This window comes from Paenibacillus sp. MAHUQ-45, assembly GCF_058133325.1.
This window is the reverse complement of record NZ_JBYUPV010000006.1, coordinates 289,601-308,112: the sequence shown is the minus strand read 5'-3', so window position 1 is coordinate 308,112 and position 18,512 is coordinate 289,601. Positions and strand designations below refer to the sequence as shown.

The window sequence follows — 18,512 nt, the reverse complement described above, 5'->3', positions numbered from 1 at the left end:
GTTACCCTAATACGAGTGGCTGAACTTAATAGTTCGGCAACAAGGAGTGGTACCGCGAGCGCTTACAGCCCTCGTCTCTTTATAGAGACGGGGGCTGTTTTTTTATTTATAAGGAGGATGTATTTATGTTAAGTCAACACATTAGAGATAGTCTGGAACAAAGTGTGCGGGAAGTCTGCCTAACACTCGGTGTACCTTATACCGGAGGCCCTATCCCCATTGAACAGCCTGCCAGCCTTGAGCATGGTGATTATGCCAGCAGCATTGCACTGCAGCTCGCCAAGACCTTGCGCAAAGCGCCGATGATTATTGCCGGGTTGATAAAGGATACCTTTGAACAGCAAGGTGCCTGTTCTGGCTTGATTCGTGAAGTTGCCGTCGCAGCGCCGGGTTTTGTTAATTTGTATATTCACTGGCCGACTTGGGCACAACACTCTTTTGTGCTTCCCGAGCTCTCGAATGAAAAAATTGTTGTAGAGCATACCTCCATCAATCCCAATAAGGCTGCTCATATTGGCCATCTCCGCAACTCCTGTATCGGGGATACCTTGGTTCGCGTACTGAGAAGAACAGGAAAACAGGTCGAAGTGCACAACTACGTAGATGATCTTGGTAATCAGCTCGCCGATACGGTTGTGGGACTACAAAACATTCCGCTGGAGGGGGAGTATGTTCGCTTCGGGGATTACTGCTGGGATATTTATTCCCAAATAAACAAGGCGTATGCTCTTGAGCCTGGGATGGTGGAGAAACGGTCCGAAACCCTGCATGCCTTGGAAGAAGGCCGCGGAAACACCGCCTGGCTGGGCAATCTCGTGGCCGAGCGGATCGTGCGGGAGCATGTAGAAGAGATGAAAGGCTTCGGAATTGACTATGATCTGCTCGTCTGGGAGAGCAGCATTGTCAGAGAGGGTTTCTGGGCGGCTGCGTTCGACCGACTGTCGCAGACTTCAGCTTTTGTTCAAGAAACGGAAGGAAAGCTTGCCGGCTGTTGGGTGCTGAAACAAGGCACTGGAGAGACAGCAGAAGAAGGTACGGAGAATGGTGAATACCACCAGGATAAAGTGCTGGTTCGCTCCAACGGGATTTTGACCTACACTGCCAAAGATATCGCCTATCATCTGTGGAAATTCGGATTACTGGACAAAGATTTTGCTTATAGCGAATTTGCTGCTGGACTGTGGACTACCGGACTAACCGGACAGTCCATGCCTTATGGGCAGGCGGATGCTGTCATCAATGTGATTGACCATCGCCAGGAATACCCGCAACTGATGGTGAAGCAGGCCCTGCAGGTGCTTGGCTATCCCGAACAAGCGGAGAAGCTCTACCATGTAAGCTACGGTGTAGTCTCACTAAGCCCTGCTTCCGCTGCCGAGCTTGGAATTGATATCTCTGATGGCAAAAACTCCTATGCCATGTCGGGGCGCCAGGGGATCGGCGTGAAGGTCGCTAATCTGATTTCCTTAATGGAAGAGACTATCGAAGAGAGCCGTTCCGATAAAAGCGGTCTATCTAGCCGTATCATTGCTCATGCCGCCATTCGGTACTACCTGCTGCGCTTCAATCTTGGGACAGAGATTGTCTTCGACTTCCGGCAGGCTACTGAAATCTCCGGCAATACTGGCGTCTACCTGATGTACACCTTCGCACGGGCAGGCAGTGTACTTGGTAAAGCCGAAGCGGCAGGAATTACAGTGAATGCAGCGGCTCCATTCCCAAGTACACCAGAAGCGGCAGAGCTTGCCTTGCTGAGACATCTCAGTGCCTGGACAGATACGCTGCATGAGGCTGCACAGGAGCTGGCGCCGAACCTGATCTGTACCTACGCACATACCTTGGCTACGCTGTTTAATAACTTCTATTCACAGTGTCCGATTCTGAAGGGAGAAGAAGACAGCATAAGATTCCGGGTCTGGCTGACTGGCAAGTTCCAGGCCACGCTGGGCGATGCGCTGAACGTATTGGGTCTTCCCGCGCCAAACCGGATGTAGAAGGTTCAAAGGTTAGAAATTGAACAGGCAGCCAGCAATAACCTAAAAAAGTCTCTGGAGCGTTAGTATAACGCGACCACAGAGACTTTTTTAACTTACTATTCTATATTAAGCGAAATTAAGATTCAAACAGAAGATCCGGCGTTGTTAACAGTGAAGAATGTTCTACCTCCCAATTAAGCGCATTTTTGTACCTTATTTTTCTTGAATATAGGCAAAAGAAGAAAATAAGGGCATTATTGTATCTTATTTTTCGCAAAAGCACCCTGAACGGGGTATTCTGGAAGATTTAAGGTACAATATTGCACTTAATTCCCACTAAGCCTGAGTTGTAGAGAGTTTAAGGTACAAAATTGCCGTTAATTACACTCTAGGAATAACATCTAGGCTTGAAGCTACTCAAGACAAAGATTGCTCTGGACTGCGGAACCTGTAACCGTGTCCCCATAAGGTTTGAATGAACTCATTTCCTTCCGGGTAATGGAGGGTCAGCTTTTCACGTAATCGCTTGATATGGGTATCGACTGTGCGCCTATCGTATATTTCCTTCGCCGACGACCTCCATACTTCTCTCAGCAATTCTTCTCTAGAGAACACTTTTTCCGGATTGGTAACTAGAAGATACAGCAGATCGTACTCCTTGCGCGTCAAGTGAATTTCATTTCCTTGTACCCGTATACGGCGAGCACTGGGCTGAATCTTAATTCCCGCAAACAGAATTTCACTGCTTGATGAATCATTAACATGAGAAATGCAGGTTCCAGTCATGCGAGCAACAATACTTTGGATACGTAATAGAACCTCTCTTGGACTAAACGGCTTGACGACATAATCATCAGCGCCCGCCCGAAATCCCTCGATCCGGTCTCCTTCATCGGAGCGTTCAGACAAAATAACAACAGGAACGTCCCCACTATGCTTAACGTATCTGCAGATTTCCAGCCCGCTTATATCTGGCAGCTCGTAGTCTAGCACGATCAAATCGAAATTTCCATGCACAAAACATTTTCGAATAGCTTGAACACCGCTAGCAGCCTCATCTACAATGAAGCTCTCTTTCTCGAGATAGTTTCTCAGTAATGTCCGCACCCGACTATCTCCGTCTATTAACAGAATTCTTTTATTCAAAAAATGAGTCAGGTCGTTCACCTCCGAATCTCTTGATCGACACAGCGAAACTTTATGCCCGATCTTCTCCAACCATCTGCCGCTCAATTCCCTTCATCTCATAGAAGTAACCTTTTTGCTCCATCAACTCTGAGTAGGAACCGCTCTCTACAATCTTCCCCTGATCCATCACTATGATTTGATCCATTTTGTCCAGACCGATAAGTCGATGACAAATCAACAGAAGTGTATCTTCAGCCGCTTGTTCGTAAATATGACCGAAAACACGTTGTTCTGTCACATAATCCAGAGATGAAGTAGGCTCATCCAGTACCCATAGCTTTCCTTTCCGAAGCATTGCTCGTGCTAGAGCCAAACGCTGTTTCTCACCGTCGGACAAGTTCTCACCATTCTCGTATACCACATCCGTCAACGATTTATTTGGAAGTTCTGCCTTGCACAGAATCGCAGTCAACACTTCATCAGAATACGCTTCGCCTTGGAGCAGCAGATTGTCTCTAATGGTTCCCCGAAAAAAATGATTATGTTGTAAAACCACATTCGCCGCTGCCCAAATGCTAGTTTCGTTCAGATCCTTGAGCAACACATCATTGATTTGGATTTGCCCTTCGGTTGGTGTACGCAGCTTCAGCAGCAGATCAATGATCGTTGATTTTCCTGAGCCGCTCGGCCCGACAATTGCCGTTTTGGAGCCCGGAGGAAGTTCCAGCGAAATGTTCTTTAATGCAGGACGCCACTCCCCTTCATATTGAAACGCCACATCGGATAGCTTAACCGAGACTCCTTGATGAACGGACAGCAGACCGCCTGATGGCGAAGGTACCTCATTAGCAGCTTTGACTGTTTCTGTAAGCCTATTGGCAGCATGTTCACTATCCTGCTTGTATGCAGGCAATGTAGCCATTGCCGCAGCTTCTTCAAATACTGTTAGTGAAGCCATGACTAGCATGGCAAGAAAGACTCCGGCAAGTTGTCCAGCCGTGATCAGCCAAGCACCAAGCGCCAGTACCCCCCAGGAAATTAAAAATGTAACAAAGGTATGCAGGGATTGTCCAAGGAGCAAATGACCTGCTTCTCGCCGCTGCTCGGCCGCTAAATCTGCTGAGAGATGCCCAAGCTGCTCTTCCCGCTGTTTTAATTGACCATATACTTTTAATTCACGAAAACCATACAGGACTTCGGTAAACTCTGTTGAAAGTGCTGCTCGTTGTTCACGAACACGGCCAATTATTTTTCGCTGGCCAATCAGGACGATGGCAGGAACAACAAAGGCGATAACAAGCATCCCAAGCACGAATAACGCTGCAATCCAGATAGAGAATACCGATGTAAACAGAACCGTTGCCAAAAAAACCATCACGACAATGACCGGCGGATAGGCGACGCGTAAAAAATAAAATTGTAGGCTCTCCACATCCCCCACGATCTGGGCAAGCAGATCCCCACTGCGCTTTTTATTCAATACACCTGGTGTTAAGGGAATGAGCTTTGCAAAAAAGGTGGTTCGTAACCGACTTAGCATAGAGAATGTCGCGCGATGGGAATACAGCCGCTCTCCATAACGGCTCCCCGCACGGAGCAAACCAAGCATTTTGACCAACGATGTCAATACAATCAAGGTATACAGGGGCGGCATAAATACAGTCTGGGAGATCAGATAACCGCTTGTGGAAAAAAGAAACACTCCGGCAATGCCGGCAATAAATCCACCTAAAATGGCAAGAACAATATCTTTCCGCTCCTGTATCATCGCTTTGGATAGAATAGCTAGGTCGTTCATGCCAATCCCCCTTCTCTTTGAACATTGATCATCTCGGCATACTGAGGTAGACGCTGCAGAAGCTCGTTATGCACACCCGAATCTACTAATACGCCATTATCCATAAATAGAATGTTGTCAGCATGCTGTATGGTATACAGCCGATGCGCCACCGTAATCATTGTCGCCCTTTGGGACAGTGTATTTAAGGACTTCTGCAGAATACGCTCTGTGTACAGATCCAAACCAACCGTTGGTTCATCGAATAAGATCAGAGACGGTCGCTTCAGAAAGGCACGGGCCAGAGCCAGACGCTGCTGTTCGCCTCCGGACAGTCCTCTCCCGCCTTCACCAACCAAGGTATCATAGCCATGCTCCAACTGGGCGGCGAGACCAGCAAGTCCAGCCTCCGACGCGGCCTGCTCGATTTCTGCTCTGGAGACATTCCGGCTAGTACCAATGGCAATATTCTCAGCGAGCGTGCCGGCAAAAATATACGGATGTTGCGTAATATAGCTGATTCGTTCGAACCATTCGGTTTCAGTGAATTGTGAAATCAGATTACCGCTCACCAGAATCTCTCCAGAATCTGGTCTGAGCAAGCCGGCAATGAGATGAAGTAGGGTCGTTTTACCTGAGCCGCTTTTGCCCACAATCGCCACGTTCTCTCCTTGTTCAATCGTTACAGATGGTATGTGAAGTTCAAACGACTCGGGAAGATAACGGAATGTAATGTTATCCAGCCTGATGGATGGAGGCATGCTAATGACATCCAACTGGAATTCGGCATTCCTTGTTCCTTCCTTTTCTTCTTTCAGTCCCTGACTTTCCCCATCCGTTGCAACCATCATCTGTTCAACCTTCCGGATCGCTCCCATGCTTGTACGGCCACTATGAAAGGCTGTTCCTGTATTTTTGAAAAGACTATAGTATTCAGGAACAAGCAGAAGGATCAAGAAGGCTGTATGAAAAGTAATCGATTTAAAAATGAGCAATTGAATAGCCAACTCCAGAGCGACAATCCCAATGCTTAACATCACGACGGTCTCCAGCATAAATGTGTTCGTAAACGCAATTCTCAGAATACTCATCGTTGCATCCCGGTACCCCATACTGCTGCGTTCAATTTCTTCCTGCTGGCGCTGGGCCTGCCCGAATATTTTCAACGTCACCAGTCCTCGAACCGCGTTGAGAAACGTACCTGAGAACTCAGCGAGCTGAGCATACTTCTCTTCAGATTTATTCTTGGTCTTTAGTCCGGCCAGAATCATGAATAGAGGGATAAAGGGCGCTGTGCACAGCATGATAAAACCAGAATTCGCATGCTGGGTAAAAACAACTATTAAAATAAGCACTGGAATCATAGAAACCTCGATCATACGAGGCATATATTGACTGAAATAGCTGTCAGCCTCATCCACGGCATCCAGTGCAATACTTACCTTTTCCCCTGCTTGTCCACGAATGGCAGAAGGAATGGAAGACTGAACCATATTCTGCAAGAGCGCTGCCCGCATATTTCTTTTCGCGCTAGCAGCCATGTTCAAGCCAATCCTTCCGTTTCCATAGGATAATAGACTCCGTACAGCCATAACAGCCAGCAGTGCTCCCAGCAGAGCAACAACTGACGAAAGTGCTTCCCCTTGCACAAAGATCCGCTGAACTGCATTCGCTAGCAGCGCAGCCTGGCCTACAATAGCTACGCCGAGCCCCAGAGAGAGAACGGCGAGGATAGCGAGGCGATTCCTTTGCATAGACATTTGTTTAGAGATCAGACTTGTTTTCCCCTTCACGTTCCTTCCCCTCCTTTAATGTTTTCCCTTTACATAATCCGCATCAAAGAGAAAAAGCCTGAACACTAGAATAAGTGAAGGGATCAGCAGACATAGCCCTCCGACAAAGGCAATAATTAAGGCAATGGCCATAGACGGCGAAGTGGCACTATTCTGGATCGTAATGTAAGGATCAATGATATAAGGGTACTGCCCAATCCCGTACGCAAAGAAAGCGCAGAAGAATTGCAGCATGACACATATAAAAGCCAAACCGTAGCGGCGCCCATTGTACAGCAGCCACATTGCCGTCATAAAGAATCCAACGGAAATCGCCAGTAGCCACCATAAATCCATCATGTTCTGAAAATGACGCTCATTGTGCTGACCAAGGTAAATAAAAGCAGTCAGTGCAACAATAATGGTTGGCGTACTCCAAAACAGCGCGTAGCTCCGCAGCAGCTTCAATGCACTATGATCCTCTGCGCGAGAAGCGTAAAAAGCTAGAAATGATCCGCTGATGAACAGCACAGATGTAATAGCTAGCCCAACAATGCTCCAGGATAACGGGCTTGTAAACAACGCCCAGTAATCAAGCACAACGCTACCCTGCTCTTTTACTATAAATCCACCCTCAGATAAGGTGAGCGCTACCGATAAGGATGCTGGAATAAGCAAACCGGAAGCTCCATATAGAAACAAATATACGATGCTGCTTTTGGCCCCGTAATTCTCAAAAGCATAGAACGACCCGCGAATCGCAAGCAGAATCACAGCAATGCTTCCCGGAACAAGCAACGCAGAACCATAGTAGTAGGCAGTATCAGGGAAAAAACCAACAATGCCTATATAGAAAAAGACAAAGAAGACATTCGTAATCTCCCAGACAGGGGATAAATAACGTGAAATCAGACGATTAATTAAGTGGTCCTGCTTGGTCAGGCGAGCATAGAAAGCAAAGAATCCTGCTCCAAAATCAATAGAAGCTACTATTAAATAGCCATACAAGAACAGCCAGAGCACCGAGATCCCAATCAATTCATAATTCATTACGCGTGCTCCCCTTCTTCAGTAGTCGGATTACGCTTAGTCTTGGCCCACTTCTCCATCTCGACTTCTGCCGGATTATTGTTAAACAAGCGTCTTAACACAACAACACACATGGTCCCTAGTACGATGTAAAGAAGCAAGAAGAAGAAAAATAAAATCCTCACACTCGGCGAAGAGGTCGCTGCTTCATCTACGCGCATATATCCCCGGATGATCCAGGGCTGCCGCCCCATCTCGGCATAAAACCAACCTAACTCGACGCCCATAAAAGCGAGCGGTGCACCCAGTGCAACTATTCGAAGCAGCCACTTGTTGAACTCATGACGTTTTTTCAAGAATGCAAAGAAAAAATAAAGCAGGGAAATACCCAATAGCGCAAATCCGATTCCGGCCATGGAATCAAAGAAGTAATGAATGAGCAACGGAGGCCATTCCGCTTCCGGGAATTGATCAAGACCTGTAACCGTCGCATTAAAGTCGCCAAAAGCCAGGAAGCTAAGGAATTTGGGGAGATGAAGTGCACCTATGACTTCATGCTCAGCGTTAAGGAAACCTAATAAAATCAAATCTGCGCCCTTTTCAGTTTTGAAATGCCATTCCCCGGCAGCCAGCTTTTCCGGTTGATGCTCTGCCAAAAATTTAGCCGAGATATCTCCTGCTAATGTATTGAACAAGCTGAACAGCAAAACAACCCACATCATAAGTTTCAAGGCTTTTCGATGGTAGTCCGTTACACCTTTTCTCAGCATCGTAAAAGCAGCAATTCCCGCTAAGAGAGCAGCTCCTGTCAAATAAGCTGAACTTAATACATGAGAAACCTTAGAAAATGTTGCAGCGTTCAACATGGCTTGTATCGGATTGACAGCTGTGAATTGGCCGGCATTCATTACAAAGCCTTGGGGCTGATTCATGAATCCGTTTACTGTTGTGATAAACACAGCGGACATGCCCGCCCCCAAGACAATTGGGATTGTCAGTAAACAATGAATATACGGGTTTTTGAAGCGATCCCATGTATACAAGTAGATTCCTAGAAAGATAGCCTCAAAAAAGAAAGCGAACACCTCTAAAAATAACGGGAGTGCGATGACATTCCCCGCCATTTTCATAAAATTCGGCCATACTAACGCTAGTTGTAATGAAATCGCGGTGCCTGTCACGACACCTACTGCTACGGAAATAATAAATCCTCGTGACCACCTCTTGGCCATCAGTGTATAGTGAGGATCTTGCTTGCGGATACCAATGAACTCAGCAATGGCAATCATTAGCGGTATACCTACGCCAAGTGTTGCGAAAATAGCATGGAATCCCAGGGTCATCCCTGTCACCAGTTTGCTCCAGAGTACCGTATCTACTCCCATACGCTAATGCCTCCCTTCTAACTCTATTGAGATATTAAATACCAGAATTACTCTACTCAGCGTCTCCGTTTTGTTTTATTCATAAACCTCTTATGCTACTCGTTATGAGCTAAAAGAGATTTTTTTCACAAGTTAGACAAAAAGCTTAATGTATTATTACGAATCCTGATATTTAAAATTATTATATCTTCGACTTGAATCAATTCAATTGCGGTCACGACTTCGTCTTTAAACGTTCAAGAAAGGATCAACTCTTTCTGACAACTACGTGAATATCATAGAAATAAACCAAACGAGCTATTGATTGTTGCCTATTGTACTGGTAAGACTTCTGAATAAAGCAAATCCCCCGCAAGAAGTCACTCGATCCAAGTGTCTTTCTTACGGGGGATTATTTTTATTAATTAAATGGAAGGAACATGATATACATATCCGACAAAACACCGTCTTTTAGGCGAAAACCTTTGGGAATTGTGCCTATAGTCTGAAATCCTACCTTCTGATATGTGTGAATTGCCCCGATGTTTCCCGCAACAACCGCATTAAATTGCATTCCGCTAAAACCTAATTCTCTTGCTTGTTCAACTGATTTTTTCACCAGCGGTTCAGCTAATTTCTTACCACGGTACTCTTCTGAGATCGCATAGCTGGCATTAGCAATATGGCTGCATCTACCTATATTATTCGGATGCAAAGTATAATAACCAGCTAATTTATCATCTACTAGAATACATGTAACGCCAGACTGATCCTTCAGCATATCCTCAAATTCTGACTCTGTATAAAGATCTTCGCCAGGAAAAGCAACACCGTCTACTAAAATATCATTCCAGATATCGACCATTAACCCAATGTCATCCTTCTTATAAGATTGGAAAGTAATGTTCATTTTGTGCTCCTTTATTTTGGTATATCTTAAAACTTACAATATAATAATAACAACGCAGAACATTAATTAACTTCAAATATCTCATCTTTTTATATAGATATTTAATCATTTTCGAGGAGTAGCCATGAATAAAGAATTACATGAAAACAATCGATATCAAGATAATCTATTCCCGTTCGAAATGTATACAGTTACTCGATTTAAGTGCATTCCTCATGGGAGGGGATTTAATGATCTTCATTGGCACGAAGAATTACAGTTTACTTTAGTCACAAGTGGACGGATAACCATCCAAATAAACGGCAATAACTACACACTCTGTTCAGGAGATGCGATTTTTATTAACAAAGGTTTGCTTCACGTAACTACGGATATTTCTGACGATGGAGAATATGTAAGCTTTAACTTTCCCGAAAAACTCCTTTGCTTTTTTTCTGATAGTCGTATGGAATATAACTATGTTCAGCCATATACAAACTCATTCGTATTTCCAACGGTTGTACTAAGCAAAAATGTGGGTTGGCAAGCAGATATTTTAAATGTTTTGCGGAATTTAAAACGAATCCATAATGAGGCACGATATTTCGGTTGGGAGTATGAAGTTTCAAACTTGTTAACTTGTATATGGTTTAAGCTAATAAGTAACGTTATTTTGCAAAAGGATAAATTGCATAATAAAACTCTGATACAACAGCAAGAACGTATCCAATTATTAATATCTTATATCCACCAAAATTTCTCCAATAATATTAATTTAGCGGATATCGCAAAAGCCGCAAACATTAGCCTTGCAGAATGTAATAGATGTTTTCGTAAAGTGGTTCATACAACCCCGTATAATTATCTGATTGAATACCGTATTAAACGTAGTTTAGACCTGCTAAAATCAACGAACTTAACTATTACTGACATAGCTACCCGTGTTGGTTTTAATCACGTTAACCACTTCATACAATCTTTTAAAAGAAACCAAGGAGTTACTCCAAAAGAATATAGAAATTCAATTTGAGCTACAACAACATCCCCCGGCTTCAGCGGCAAGAACATGATCCAGTCAGATTCTCTAGCAAATCAATGATTGGAAGAATAGCTTGATGAAGAAAAAAAGAGGCAATTCCGGCTGGTCAGCCAGGAATCGCCTCTTTTACAGTTATAGAACGCTCTTTCTTACAGGTAAATCTCTACGACATTGCCCTCAGCTTTGCTGAACTGGTCATAGTCTTTACGCTCGATGCGAACACCTCCGCTGCGGTAGCGGTTGTGGTTGTCTTTGGTAGCAACATCATTACCATTCACAGTAACGCGCGTGATTTCTCCACCCGTCAGATGATAGATAAAGTCCACCTTCGCTCCAGCGAATTCAAAAGCTAACTTCAGACCGTCAAGCGAGTCCGGCAGAACCGGATCGAGGATCAGATCTCCGCCCTCTTGGCGGATACCAAGTGCGTTGGAGATAAGCTGGTTCATATAGATCCCAGGACCGCTAGAATAGATTCTCCAGCCGCCTTTTACCTGAACATCACCGGTACGCAGCTTGCCAAAGCCTTCTTGCGCTTCGTAACGAGTATTGAATTTACCGTCCGAACTACTGAAGTAAGAGTTCGCTTGGCGCAATTCAGCATTCGGCACTACATCACGGATACCGATCGGGTTGATGGCAGCCAGTCCACTCCAGACCTGATCATTCTTGCCCAGCTTGGCCATTGCTTCCACATAGCGGATATGTGCATGCACATACTGAAGTCCGATTTCGCGGCCGAAATTCGAAGCCTGCTCTGCACGTTTGAAATGCTTGCTAACGCCGCCGACATATTGAGCCGGACGGTTCATCAACCGCACACCGTCAGGACAGAACAATTTATCTTGAATCACTGCATAGTGGGCTTCAGCCTGTTCAGGCGTCAGCAGCTCACTGATCATGCTGCGTGTCATCGGCAAGAGACGATATTGAATACCTGTCTCGGTATCGCTTGGATGTACCATCAGCTTCACTTGTTCCGGGTCTTCCATGTAGAGGAAGCCAGGGATAACTTCGGATTGCAGCATATGCGTGTTGAAATCCTCACGGATGCCTTCTGCCAGTTTGCCAAGCTCCTGTGCTGTTTCAGGCTCAACAGTCTCCAGCACTTTGGAGAAGCGGCTGAGCGTCTGATAGGTCAAGGCAACCGTCCAACTGCTCACCATATATTGCTTGAGCTGCGGGTTCGCAGGCTGCAATGTATCATCCCAGTCCCCGTCTCCGTAGGAGGATAGATGAGTATCATGCAGGAAATGACTTTGGATATAGCCGATCTCCTTACGGGCATGATCCAGCAGGCTTGCGGTCTCCTCTGTGAAGTCGAAGCTGTGCTTACGAGTGTATGGCAGCTGCTCCTGCAGGATTCCATAATCACGAGTTACCGCCAGGTAATCGCCCAGTACTTTGAGCGGCCAAACGATAATGTCGCCATGGCTCTCTTCCTGTTGAATCTTCGTGTACTTATCGAACATGAACCATTGTGGCCAGTTGCCATCATCCTCATATTGGTGAGCGAAGATGGTCAGGATGATCTCACGAACCTGTTCATACTTATGCGTAGCCATGAAGTATTCAACCGGTCCTTGGCAGACGTCACGTGTTCCCCATGCCGCGCCGCCGTACTGCTCCAGACCATGTGGTACAGAATAGTGAACTAGCATATTATGCGTATACCACCAGGCCAGAGCGTTTACCTTGAACAGATCGCCTTCTTCACCGTTCTTGTTACTCAAATGGAACCCGTTCATAACTCCGGTATAGAATTCACGATAGGAAGCAATCTCCGCTTCCACTGTCGTATGGCGTTCAGGAAGAGCTTCTCCGTTAAGCAGACCTTGAATGCTCAAAGTCCACTCCGCACTAGACGACAGTTCCAGCACAGCTAGTGGTGCCTTCTCAGGGGCAACTCCGGTAACCAGCTTGGACTCATCGGTCAGCGTCAGTTCAGCACCTTGCAATTGGAAACGGTACTGCAGCTCAGGATATACGCCAGCGCTTAGCGATTCACTGTCTGCCTGGAAGATGATACTGCCATTCTCCTGCTTCACTTTGTAAGCCAGTTCATATTCGTTGACATTCATCGTAATCTGGTTTGTTACCAAATAACGATAGGCTTTACCGCTCTCTGCCCGAACATTCAGCAACAGCTCAGGCTCATTCGCTGTCGTATAGTTCGTAATAATGAAGACCTCATTCTCGGTCTTGTAGTGCCAACGGGCATAGTTGAAGCCAATCTCGAACAGGGATGGCATTGTCAACAGTCTGTACTGTCCATCGATCTGTACATAAATCCGCTGACCCGATACTTTCGCAATATTCAGCGCATTTCTTGGATTGGTCATCAGTTTGTTGAAATTCGTATTGCCGATAACGACCTGGGAGTTGAAAATCCCGTACATATAAGAAGTAGTAGTAATGACTTTATCGTTGAGACGGGCATTGTCGCCACTCATCAGAATGTGACCATGCGGACGCTCTACAAGCAGCTCTTTTTCCTTCAAGACAACATGCTCATAAGTATCTGTGAAGAAGGACAACAGCGTATCCCCATCCCATTCTTCCTGATGACGAACCGGATACAAGGCATTGATTTCTTCCGTAGTCAACGACAGAGCAGCCAGCGGTGCCCCTAGCTCAGACGTTAAGGCAGGACGTTCAGCCACTGCTCCGCCTTGGACCTCGGCATCTTTTACCGCGTTCCATGCGGCAGTGATCTCGTCTGCGAATTCCAGTCCAGTTACTGCATCCTGGTGGTTCTCCTTGAACAAACCGTAGAAGACAAAGCGGGCATTACCGTCCAGCTTCACCCGTGGTGATTGCAGCGCCGTATAGGCAAACTCATATTGATACACTTCGTTCGCCAGCTTCTCGCGGCTTAAAGATTCCGGTTCGTTCGTCTCCTTGTAAGACAGGCCGAAGAATTGGAACCCGTCCGTCGAGAACCCAGTTGCTCCAGTCAGGGAACCTTGCTGTAAATACGGGAATTTCCCGCCTTGCGGCTGGTTTTGTCTAGAGCAAACGACGTAACCCTTAGTGCTATCTTCAAATACTGCATGGTCAATGTATTGCGACAAATAGGCTTCATTACTGCGAACCGCGCCGATATCAGCAATACCGACATCCTGGCCGTAGACCAGATCAACATCAGCATCGCTGCCCGTCAGCTTCACATCCCAGAACCAGATACTGTCCGAACCCAGGGTGAAGACCACTTGATATTCCACATGTCCGGCTTTGCCTTCCCAAACTACACAGTTGCCGTCCTGACGAACCGTGCTGGAAGAACGGATGCCTAGCAGTGGAAAAGCTTGAATACCCTCGTTACTGTGCAAACGCAGGTAGAGATTGGACAGCGAGCCATCCAGCAAGTTTGATAAAAGCTGGTTGATCATCGTCCGTCCGTATGAAGCTTTGAATACATCCCCGCTATTCAGAAAAGTAAACGACAGTTCTCCAGTACTCAGGGAGATGTTGGTGTTGTTAGTTGTCATTCCTGATCACTCCTATCCTTTACGACAGCACATGCTGTATATTTTCTACTGCAGCCTTCTCCAGGCGGAAGCTGTGGCTCTTCACATCTCGGCTATTTGGTCCGACGAACAATTGGAATTGTCCCGGATCACTAACAAAGCTGAGATCACTGTGATGATAACGAAGCTGTTCTTCTGTAAGTGTGAAGTGAATCTCTCTGCTCTCTCCAGGCAGGAGACTAACTTTGGCAAAATCCTTCAGTTCCTTAACTGGTCTGACTACTTCACCCGAAATATCGCGAGTGTAGAGCTGCACAATATCTTGCCCAGCAACAGTTCCGGTATTGGTGACAGTTATCGACACCTGAAGCGGCTGCTCCTTGGACATGGTTCCAGAAGATACTACTGGTTCACTATAATTAAAGGTTGTATAACTGAGACCGTAGCCAAACGGCAGCAGCGGCTCATTCGGAATATCGAGATATTGCGAGACATAACGTCCATCGGCATCCGGCGAATCCACAGGACGACCTGTGTTGAAATGGTTATAGTATACCGGGATTTGCCCCACCGATACCGGGAAGGACATACTCAATCGGCCCGAAGGGTTCTCGTCGCCGTAGAGCAAGCTTGTAATTGCCGCTCCTCCTTCACTACCTGGGAACCAAGCTTCCAGGATGGCGTCTGCTGTCTCATATACACCACCGAGATCCAGTGGGCGGCCATTGAACAGCACGACAGCGATTGGCTTGTCCAGTGCCTTCAAGCGAAGTAGTAATTCTCTTTGCGCTTCTGGCAAACGGATATCGGCACGGCTGCCCGCCTCACCGCTCATTTCGGAGCTTTCCCCGAGTGCCAGCACGATAACATCTGCAGCCAGCGCAGCGGCTTCAGCCTCCTGCCATTGCTCTTCAGTCATGCTCTCTATGCCTGAGCCTTCGGCAACGGTAATGTGATCCGCGCCAACCCGTGCAATCATTGCTGCTTCCAGCTTGACAGCATCCTCCATAGATCCGGTCCAAGACCATGGTCCAAGAATGTCACCACTGCGTGCGAAAGGACCAATCAGTGCCACCTTCTGGTCTCCCGAAAGAGGCAGTACACCGTCATTCTTCAAGAGCACACTAGATTTAACAGCCAGTTCACGCGCGGCAGTACGGTGCTCCTCACAGAACACAACCTCACGCTCAGCCTCCGGATCAGCAGCGCGATAAGGATTCTCGAACAATCCCAGCTTCTGCTTCAGCTTCAGAATGCGAAGTACAGATTCATCAATCAGCTTCTCATCTACCAGACCGTTACGTACAAGGGCTGGCAACTGGTGTACATAGCAGGCGGTCATCATTTCGATATCCACTCCAGCGCGAATAGCCTTCAGAGCAGCCTCGGCTTCATCCTCGGCAACACCATGCGGAATCAGTTCCTTCACTGCACCCCAATCAGAGATCAGGATCCCGTCAAAGCCCCATTCTTCACGCAGCAGTTCGCGCAGCAGCTTCGCATTTCCGCTAGCCGGAATCCCGTCAATAGTGTTGAACGAGGTCATCACCATTTCACAGCCTTCATCCAGCGCCGCACGATAGGCCGGCAAATAATACTCACGCATATGGCGTTCGGACAAATCTACCGTATTGTAATCACGTCCAGCTTCAGAGAGGCCATAAGCAGCAAAATGCTTAATGCAGGCCGCTACACGGTCCTTATCCCCTGCCAGATCGCTACCCTGAAAGCCGCGAACAAACGCGCGGGCGAACAGACTGTTCAGATGCGGGTCCTCGCCTGTGGACTCCATCACTCTACCCCAGCGTGGATCACGCACCAGGTCAGCCATCGGCGCATAGGTCACATGTACACCCGAGACCGCAGCTTCCTTAGCAGCAACGGCTGCGCTGCGCTCGGCCTCTTCTAAGTCCCAAGAACAGCCAATTGCCAGTGGTACCGGGAAAATCGTCTTGAAGCCATGAACGATGTCAGCCATCATTAGTAGCGGAATGCCCAGTCTGTTCTTGCGCAGATGAGCTTTCTGCACGGCAATTACCTGCTCCGCCCCTGCCAGACCAAGCACAGAACCACTGCTCTCTATCATTTGATCTGTCATGCCCATCGCTTCCATAGGGCCAGTAATCTGCCCTCCGCTCTCCGCCCCTTCATAGAAGTTAGCGGCTAGCTGTTGCAATTGAGCAATCTTCTCCTCAAGTGTCATCTGATTTAACAAGATGACCAGTTGCCGATCGTCCATCTCAAGTCCTCCGTTGTATAAATACTATATATAATGTCTGATAAAAGAACCCGGATGCAGAAATTCGCACCCGGGTTCAGTAGCGGTTCGGCCCGGGCGAGCCCGGGAAGACGGGGGATCATCACTTCCCGTCCGCACGATTAATTGAAATTACTAACCACGCTTGGTTCCTCCGCGCATGGGACAGGAATTACTTTTTCAAGTTGTTCAATTCATCAAGAACAGGTTGTACAAGTGACATTTTGCTGTTAACCCAGTCTTTCCAGTTCTTTTCAAGATCGCCTGGTTGCAGAATCAGGTTAGTATACTCGGTAGCATAGTCGAAGGACGCTTGGTTCTTGGCTTTGGAATCATACAATTGGAAATCCCAGTCGTAGTCAGCAAGTGATTTGTCTTTCATTCCAAGCTCGGCTTTTTCCTTGAACAATTGCACTGAACGCTCACGGTACTCTTTCTTGATGCCAGGGTTAACGATGCTGAAGTCATCCGCCAGGACATACAGTCCTTCAAAACGGTTTGGATATTTCTTATCCAGCGTTTGTCCCTCAGGAAGAAGGCTCACTAGCTCCTGATTGTCACCATACTTCCAGTCTTTTCCTTCAAAGCCCATGTTAACAATCAAGTTGCCTTCTTTAGCTGTTGTGTATTCCATGAAGTCCATGATGCGCTCGAATTTCTCTTTGCTGATGTTTGGCGAGAAGATTACGGCAGACCAGAAGTTAACTTGCTCCAGGTTGCGGTATTTGCCATCATCGCCAAGTACGATAGCGGTATGCACGACATCATCGCTGTTCAAGCCGAGGTTGTCTTTCATTCTTTGGTCCATGTCTTTTCTGTAGGAAGCCAGACCGCCAAGACTAGTAATACCGGATACACCGTTAACATTGAACTTTTGGTTAGCTTCACCGTTCTTCCAAGTGTAGAACTCTGGGTGCAGCAGACCTTCTTTATAAGCTTGTTGCAGATCCTTTAAGCCTGTTAGAGTCTCTTGGTTAGCAGGTCCCCATTGGTATTTGCCATCCGCATCTTTGTAGAAAGCAGATTCCACACGGGAATGTGCACTGTTAGCCATAATAATGTTAGTCAGTGCATCGTTAACATCATAAGAGATAGGAACCAGATTCGCGCCAACCTTGCCTGGATCTTTTTCTTTAAGCAGTCTTGCGAATTCCATCAGTTCGCTTGTAGTGTAAGCATCCTTTATCGGGAAACCCACTGCTTTGGCCCAGTCGGAACGAAGGGCGATAACGCCGATTTGGTTCACAAGCGGATCAGCCGGTTTGTTCTCGTTGTATACCGGTCTTGGCAGAACATAAGTACCACCGACCAGTTCTTCCAGCTTGTCACCAAGTCCAGTCAGCTTGTAAGCTGCTGCTACGTTTGGCCAACGCTCTTTCCAGTTATCCGGAAGTTTGTACAACAGACCTTGATCAATATAATTGAGGGCATCGCCGTGAACATAGTTCCAGCTCGCTACGTCCGGCAGATCGCCAGAGTTGATCCACAGGCGCAGCTTCTCTGCCCAGGAATCCCACTCTACGTAGTTGTAATCCCATTTGATGTTGAACTTATCAGTAAAATATTTATGGAATTCATTATCGAAATCAGTGTTTGCCGTTTTGATCGTGCTGGCAATGGAAATATTCAAGTTATCTTTGTAACCATCAGTAGGATTTCCGTAATCGGAGTTGCCTGCTTCAGCAGCATTGTTGCCCGAGTTCGAACATGCTGCCAGCAAGACCATGGAAGTACCTAGTACTGCTGCCAAAATCGTTCTGACTGACTTTCTTTTGAATGTGTTCATGATAGACCTCCTGTTTGTGTGTGAC

At 46.7% G+C, this 18,512-nt stretch carries 11 protein-coding genes and 1 other annotated feature (1 of these 12 cut by a window edge); of the genes, 2 read left to right on the top strand and 9 right to left on the bottom strand.

The window, feature by feature from the left end; genetic code table 11:
* Positions 1-82, top strand: a binding site (T-box leader) (it extends 144 nt beyond the left edge of the window).
* Between the two features lie 43 nt (positions 83-125).
* Positions 126-1,994, top strand: a complete 1,869-nt coding sequence (locus AC3Y23_RS15740) for an arginine--tRNA ligase (protein ID WP_379200492.1) — start codon at positions 126-128, stop codon at positions 1,992-1,994.
* A 399-nt stretch (positions 1,995-2,393) separates the two neighbouring features.
* On the opposite strand, the gene AC3Y23_RS15735 is transcribed toward AC3Y23_RS15740, so the two are convergent.
* The 6 genes from AC3Y23_RS15735 to AC3Y23_RS15710 form a co-directional block, all read right to left on the bottom strand.
* A complete protein-coding gene (locus AC3Y23_RS15735; protein ID WP_379200489.1) occupies positions 2,394-3,122 on the bottom strand; it encodes a response regulator transcription factor in 729 nt (242 codons plus the stop codon).
* Positions 3,123-3,174: 52 nt separating this feature from the next.
* The gene (gene cydC / locus AC3Y23_RS15730; RefSeq protein WP_379200487.1) at positions 3,175-4,902 is read right to left on the bottom strand and encodes a thiol reductant ABC exporter subunit CydC; all 1,728 of its coding nucleotides are present in this window, start codon (positions 4,900-4,902) and stop codon (positions 3,175-3,177) included.
* Positions 4,899-6,674 (bottom strand): thiol reductant ABC exporter subunit CydD, encoded by a 1,776-nt coding sequence (gene cydD / locus AC3Y23_RS15725; protein WP_379200485.1) that lies wholly within the window; start codon positions 6,672-6,674, stop codon positions 4,899-4,901. Before cydD ends, cydC begins: the two co-directional genes overlap by 4 nt.
* A gap of 15 nt (positions 6,675-6,689) precedes the next feature.
* Positions 6,690-7,703 (bottom strand): cytochrome d ubiquinol oxidase subunit II, encoded by a 1,014-nt coding sequence (locus AC3Y23_RS15720; RefSeq protein WP_379200482.1) that lies wholly within the window; start codon positions 7,701-7,703, stop codon positions 6,690-6,692.
* Entirely contained in the window at positions 7,703-9,067 is a 1,365-nt protein-coding gene (locus tag AC3Y23_RS15715; protein WP_379200480.1) for a cytochrome ubiquinol oxidase subunit I, read from the bottom strand. Before AC3Y23_RS15715 ends, AC3Y23_RS15720 begins: the two co-directional genes overlap by 1 nt.
* 400 nt (positions 9,068-9,467) lie before the next feature.
* Positions 9,468-9,956: a GNAT family N-acetyltransferase gene (locus AC3Y23_RS15710; RefSeq protein ID WP_379200478.1), complete on the bottom strand. Its 489-nt coding sequence runs from the start codon at positions 9,954-9,956 to the stop codon at positions 9,468-9,470.
* Between the two features lie 124 nt (positions 9,957-10,080).
* Here AC3Y23_RS15710 and AC3Y23_RS15705 point away from each other — a divergent pair, with 124 nt between their 5' ends.
* Complete coding sequence (locus AC3Y23_RS15705; RefSeq protein ID WP_379200475.1) at positions 10,081-10,965, top strand: AraC family transcriptional regulator; 885 nt, start codon at positions 10,081-10,083, stop codon at positions 10,963-10,965.
* A gap of 158 nt (positions 10,966-11,123) precedes the next feature.
* Here the strand turns inward: AC3Y23_RS15705 and AC3Y23_RS15700 are convergent, their stop codons facing one another.
* The 3 genes from AC3Y23_RS15700 to AC3Y23_RS15690 all read right to left on the bottom strand — a co-directional run bounded on the left by AC3Y23_RS15700 (position 11,124) and on the right by AC3Y23_RS15690 (position 18,487).
* Positions 11,124-14,465 (bottom strand): GH36-type glycosyl hydrolase domain-containing protein, encoded by a 3,342-nt coding sequence (locus AC3Y23_RS15700; protein WP_379200473.1) that lies wholly within the window; start codon positions 14,463-14,465, stop codon positions 11,124-11,126.
* 19 nt (positions 14,466-14,484) lie between these two features.
* Positions 14,485-16,683 carry a glycoside hydrolase family 3 N-terminal domain-containing protein gene (locus tag AC3Y23_RS15695; protein ID WP_379200471.1) on the bottom strand — a complete coding sequence of 733 codons (2,199 nt, stop codon included), beginning with the start codon at positions 16,681-16,683 and terminating at the stop codon, positions 14,485-14,487.
* A 190-nt stretch (positions 16,684-16,873) separates the two neighbouring features.
* Positions 16,874-18,487, bottom strand: coding sequence for an extracellular solute-binding protein (locus tag AC3Y23_RS15690; protein ID WP_379200469.1), 1,614 nt, complete (start codon positions 18,485-18,487; stop codon positions 16,874-16,876).
* Positions 18,488-18,512 lie beyond the last annotated feature (25 nt).

What these genes read in the sequence shown, in the direction of transcription:
- AC3Y23_RS15720 (WP_379200482.1), bottom strand. Translation starts at nt 7,703, where the DNA reads ATGAATTATGAATTGATTGGGATCTCGGTGCTCTGGCTGTTCTTGTAT.
- AC3Y23_RS15710 (WP_379200478.1), bottom strand. Translation starts at nt 9,956, where the DNA reads ATGAACATTACTTTCCAATCTTATAAGAAGGATGACATTGGGTTAATG.
- AC3Y23_RS15695 (WP_379200471.1), bottom strand. Translation starts at nt 16,683, where the DNA reads ATGGACGATCGGCAACTGGTCATCTTGTTAAATCAGATGACACTTGAG.
- AC3Y23_RS15700 (WP_379200473.1), bottom strand. Translation starts at nt 14,465, where the DNA reads ATGACAACTAACAACACCAACATCTCCCTGAGTACTGGAGAACTGTCG.
- AC3Y23_RS15705 (WP_379200475.1), top strand. Translation starts at nt 10,081, where the DNA reads ATGAATAAAGAATTACATGAAAACAATCGATATCAAGATAATCTATTC.
- cydC (WP_379200487.1), bottom strand. Translation starts at nt 4,902, where the DNA reads ATGAACGACCTAGCTATTCTATCCAAAGCGATGATACAGGAGCGGAAA.
- AC3Y23_RS15715 (WP_379200480.1), bottom strand. Translation starts at nt 9,067, where the DNA reads ATGGGAGTAGATACGGTACTCTGGAGCAAACTGGTGACAGGGATGACC.
- AC3Y23_RS15740 (WP_379200492.1), top strand. Translation starts at nt 126, where the DNA reads ATGTTAAGTCAACACATTAGAGATAGTCTGGAACAAAGTGTGCGGGAA.
- AC3Y23_RS15690 (WP_379200469.1), bottom strand. Translation starts at nt 18,487, where the DNA reads ATGAACACATTCAAAAGAAAGTCAGTCAGAACGATTTTGGCAGCAGTA.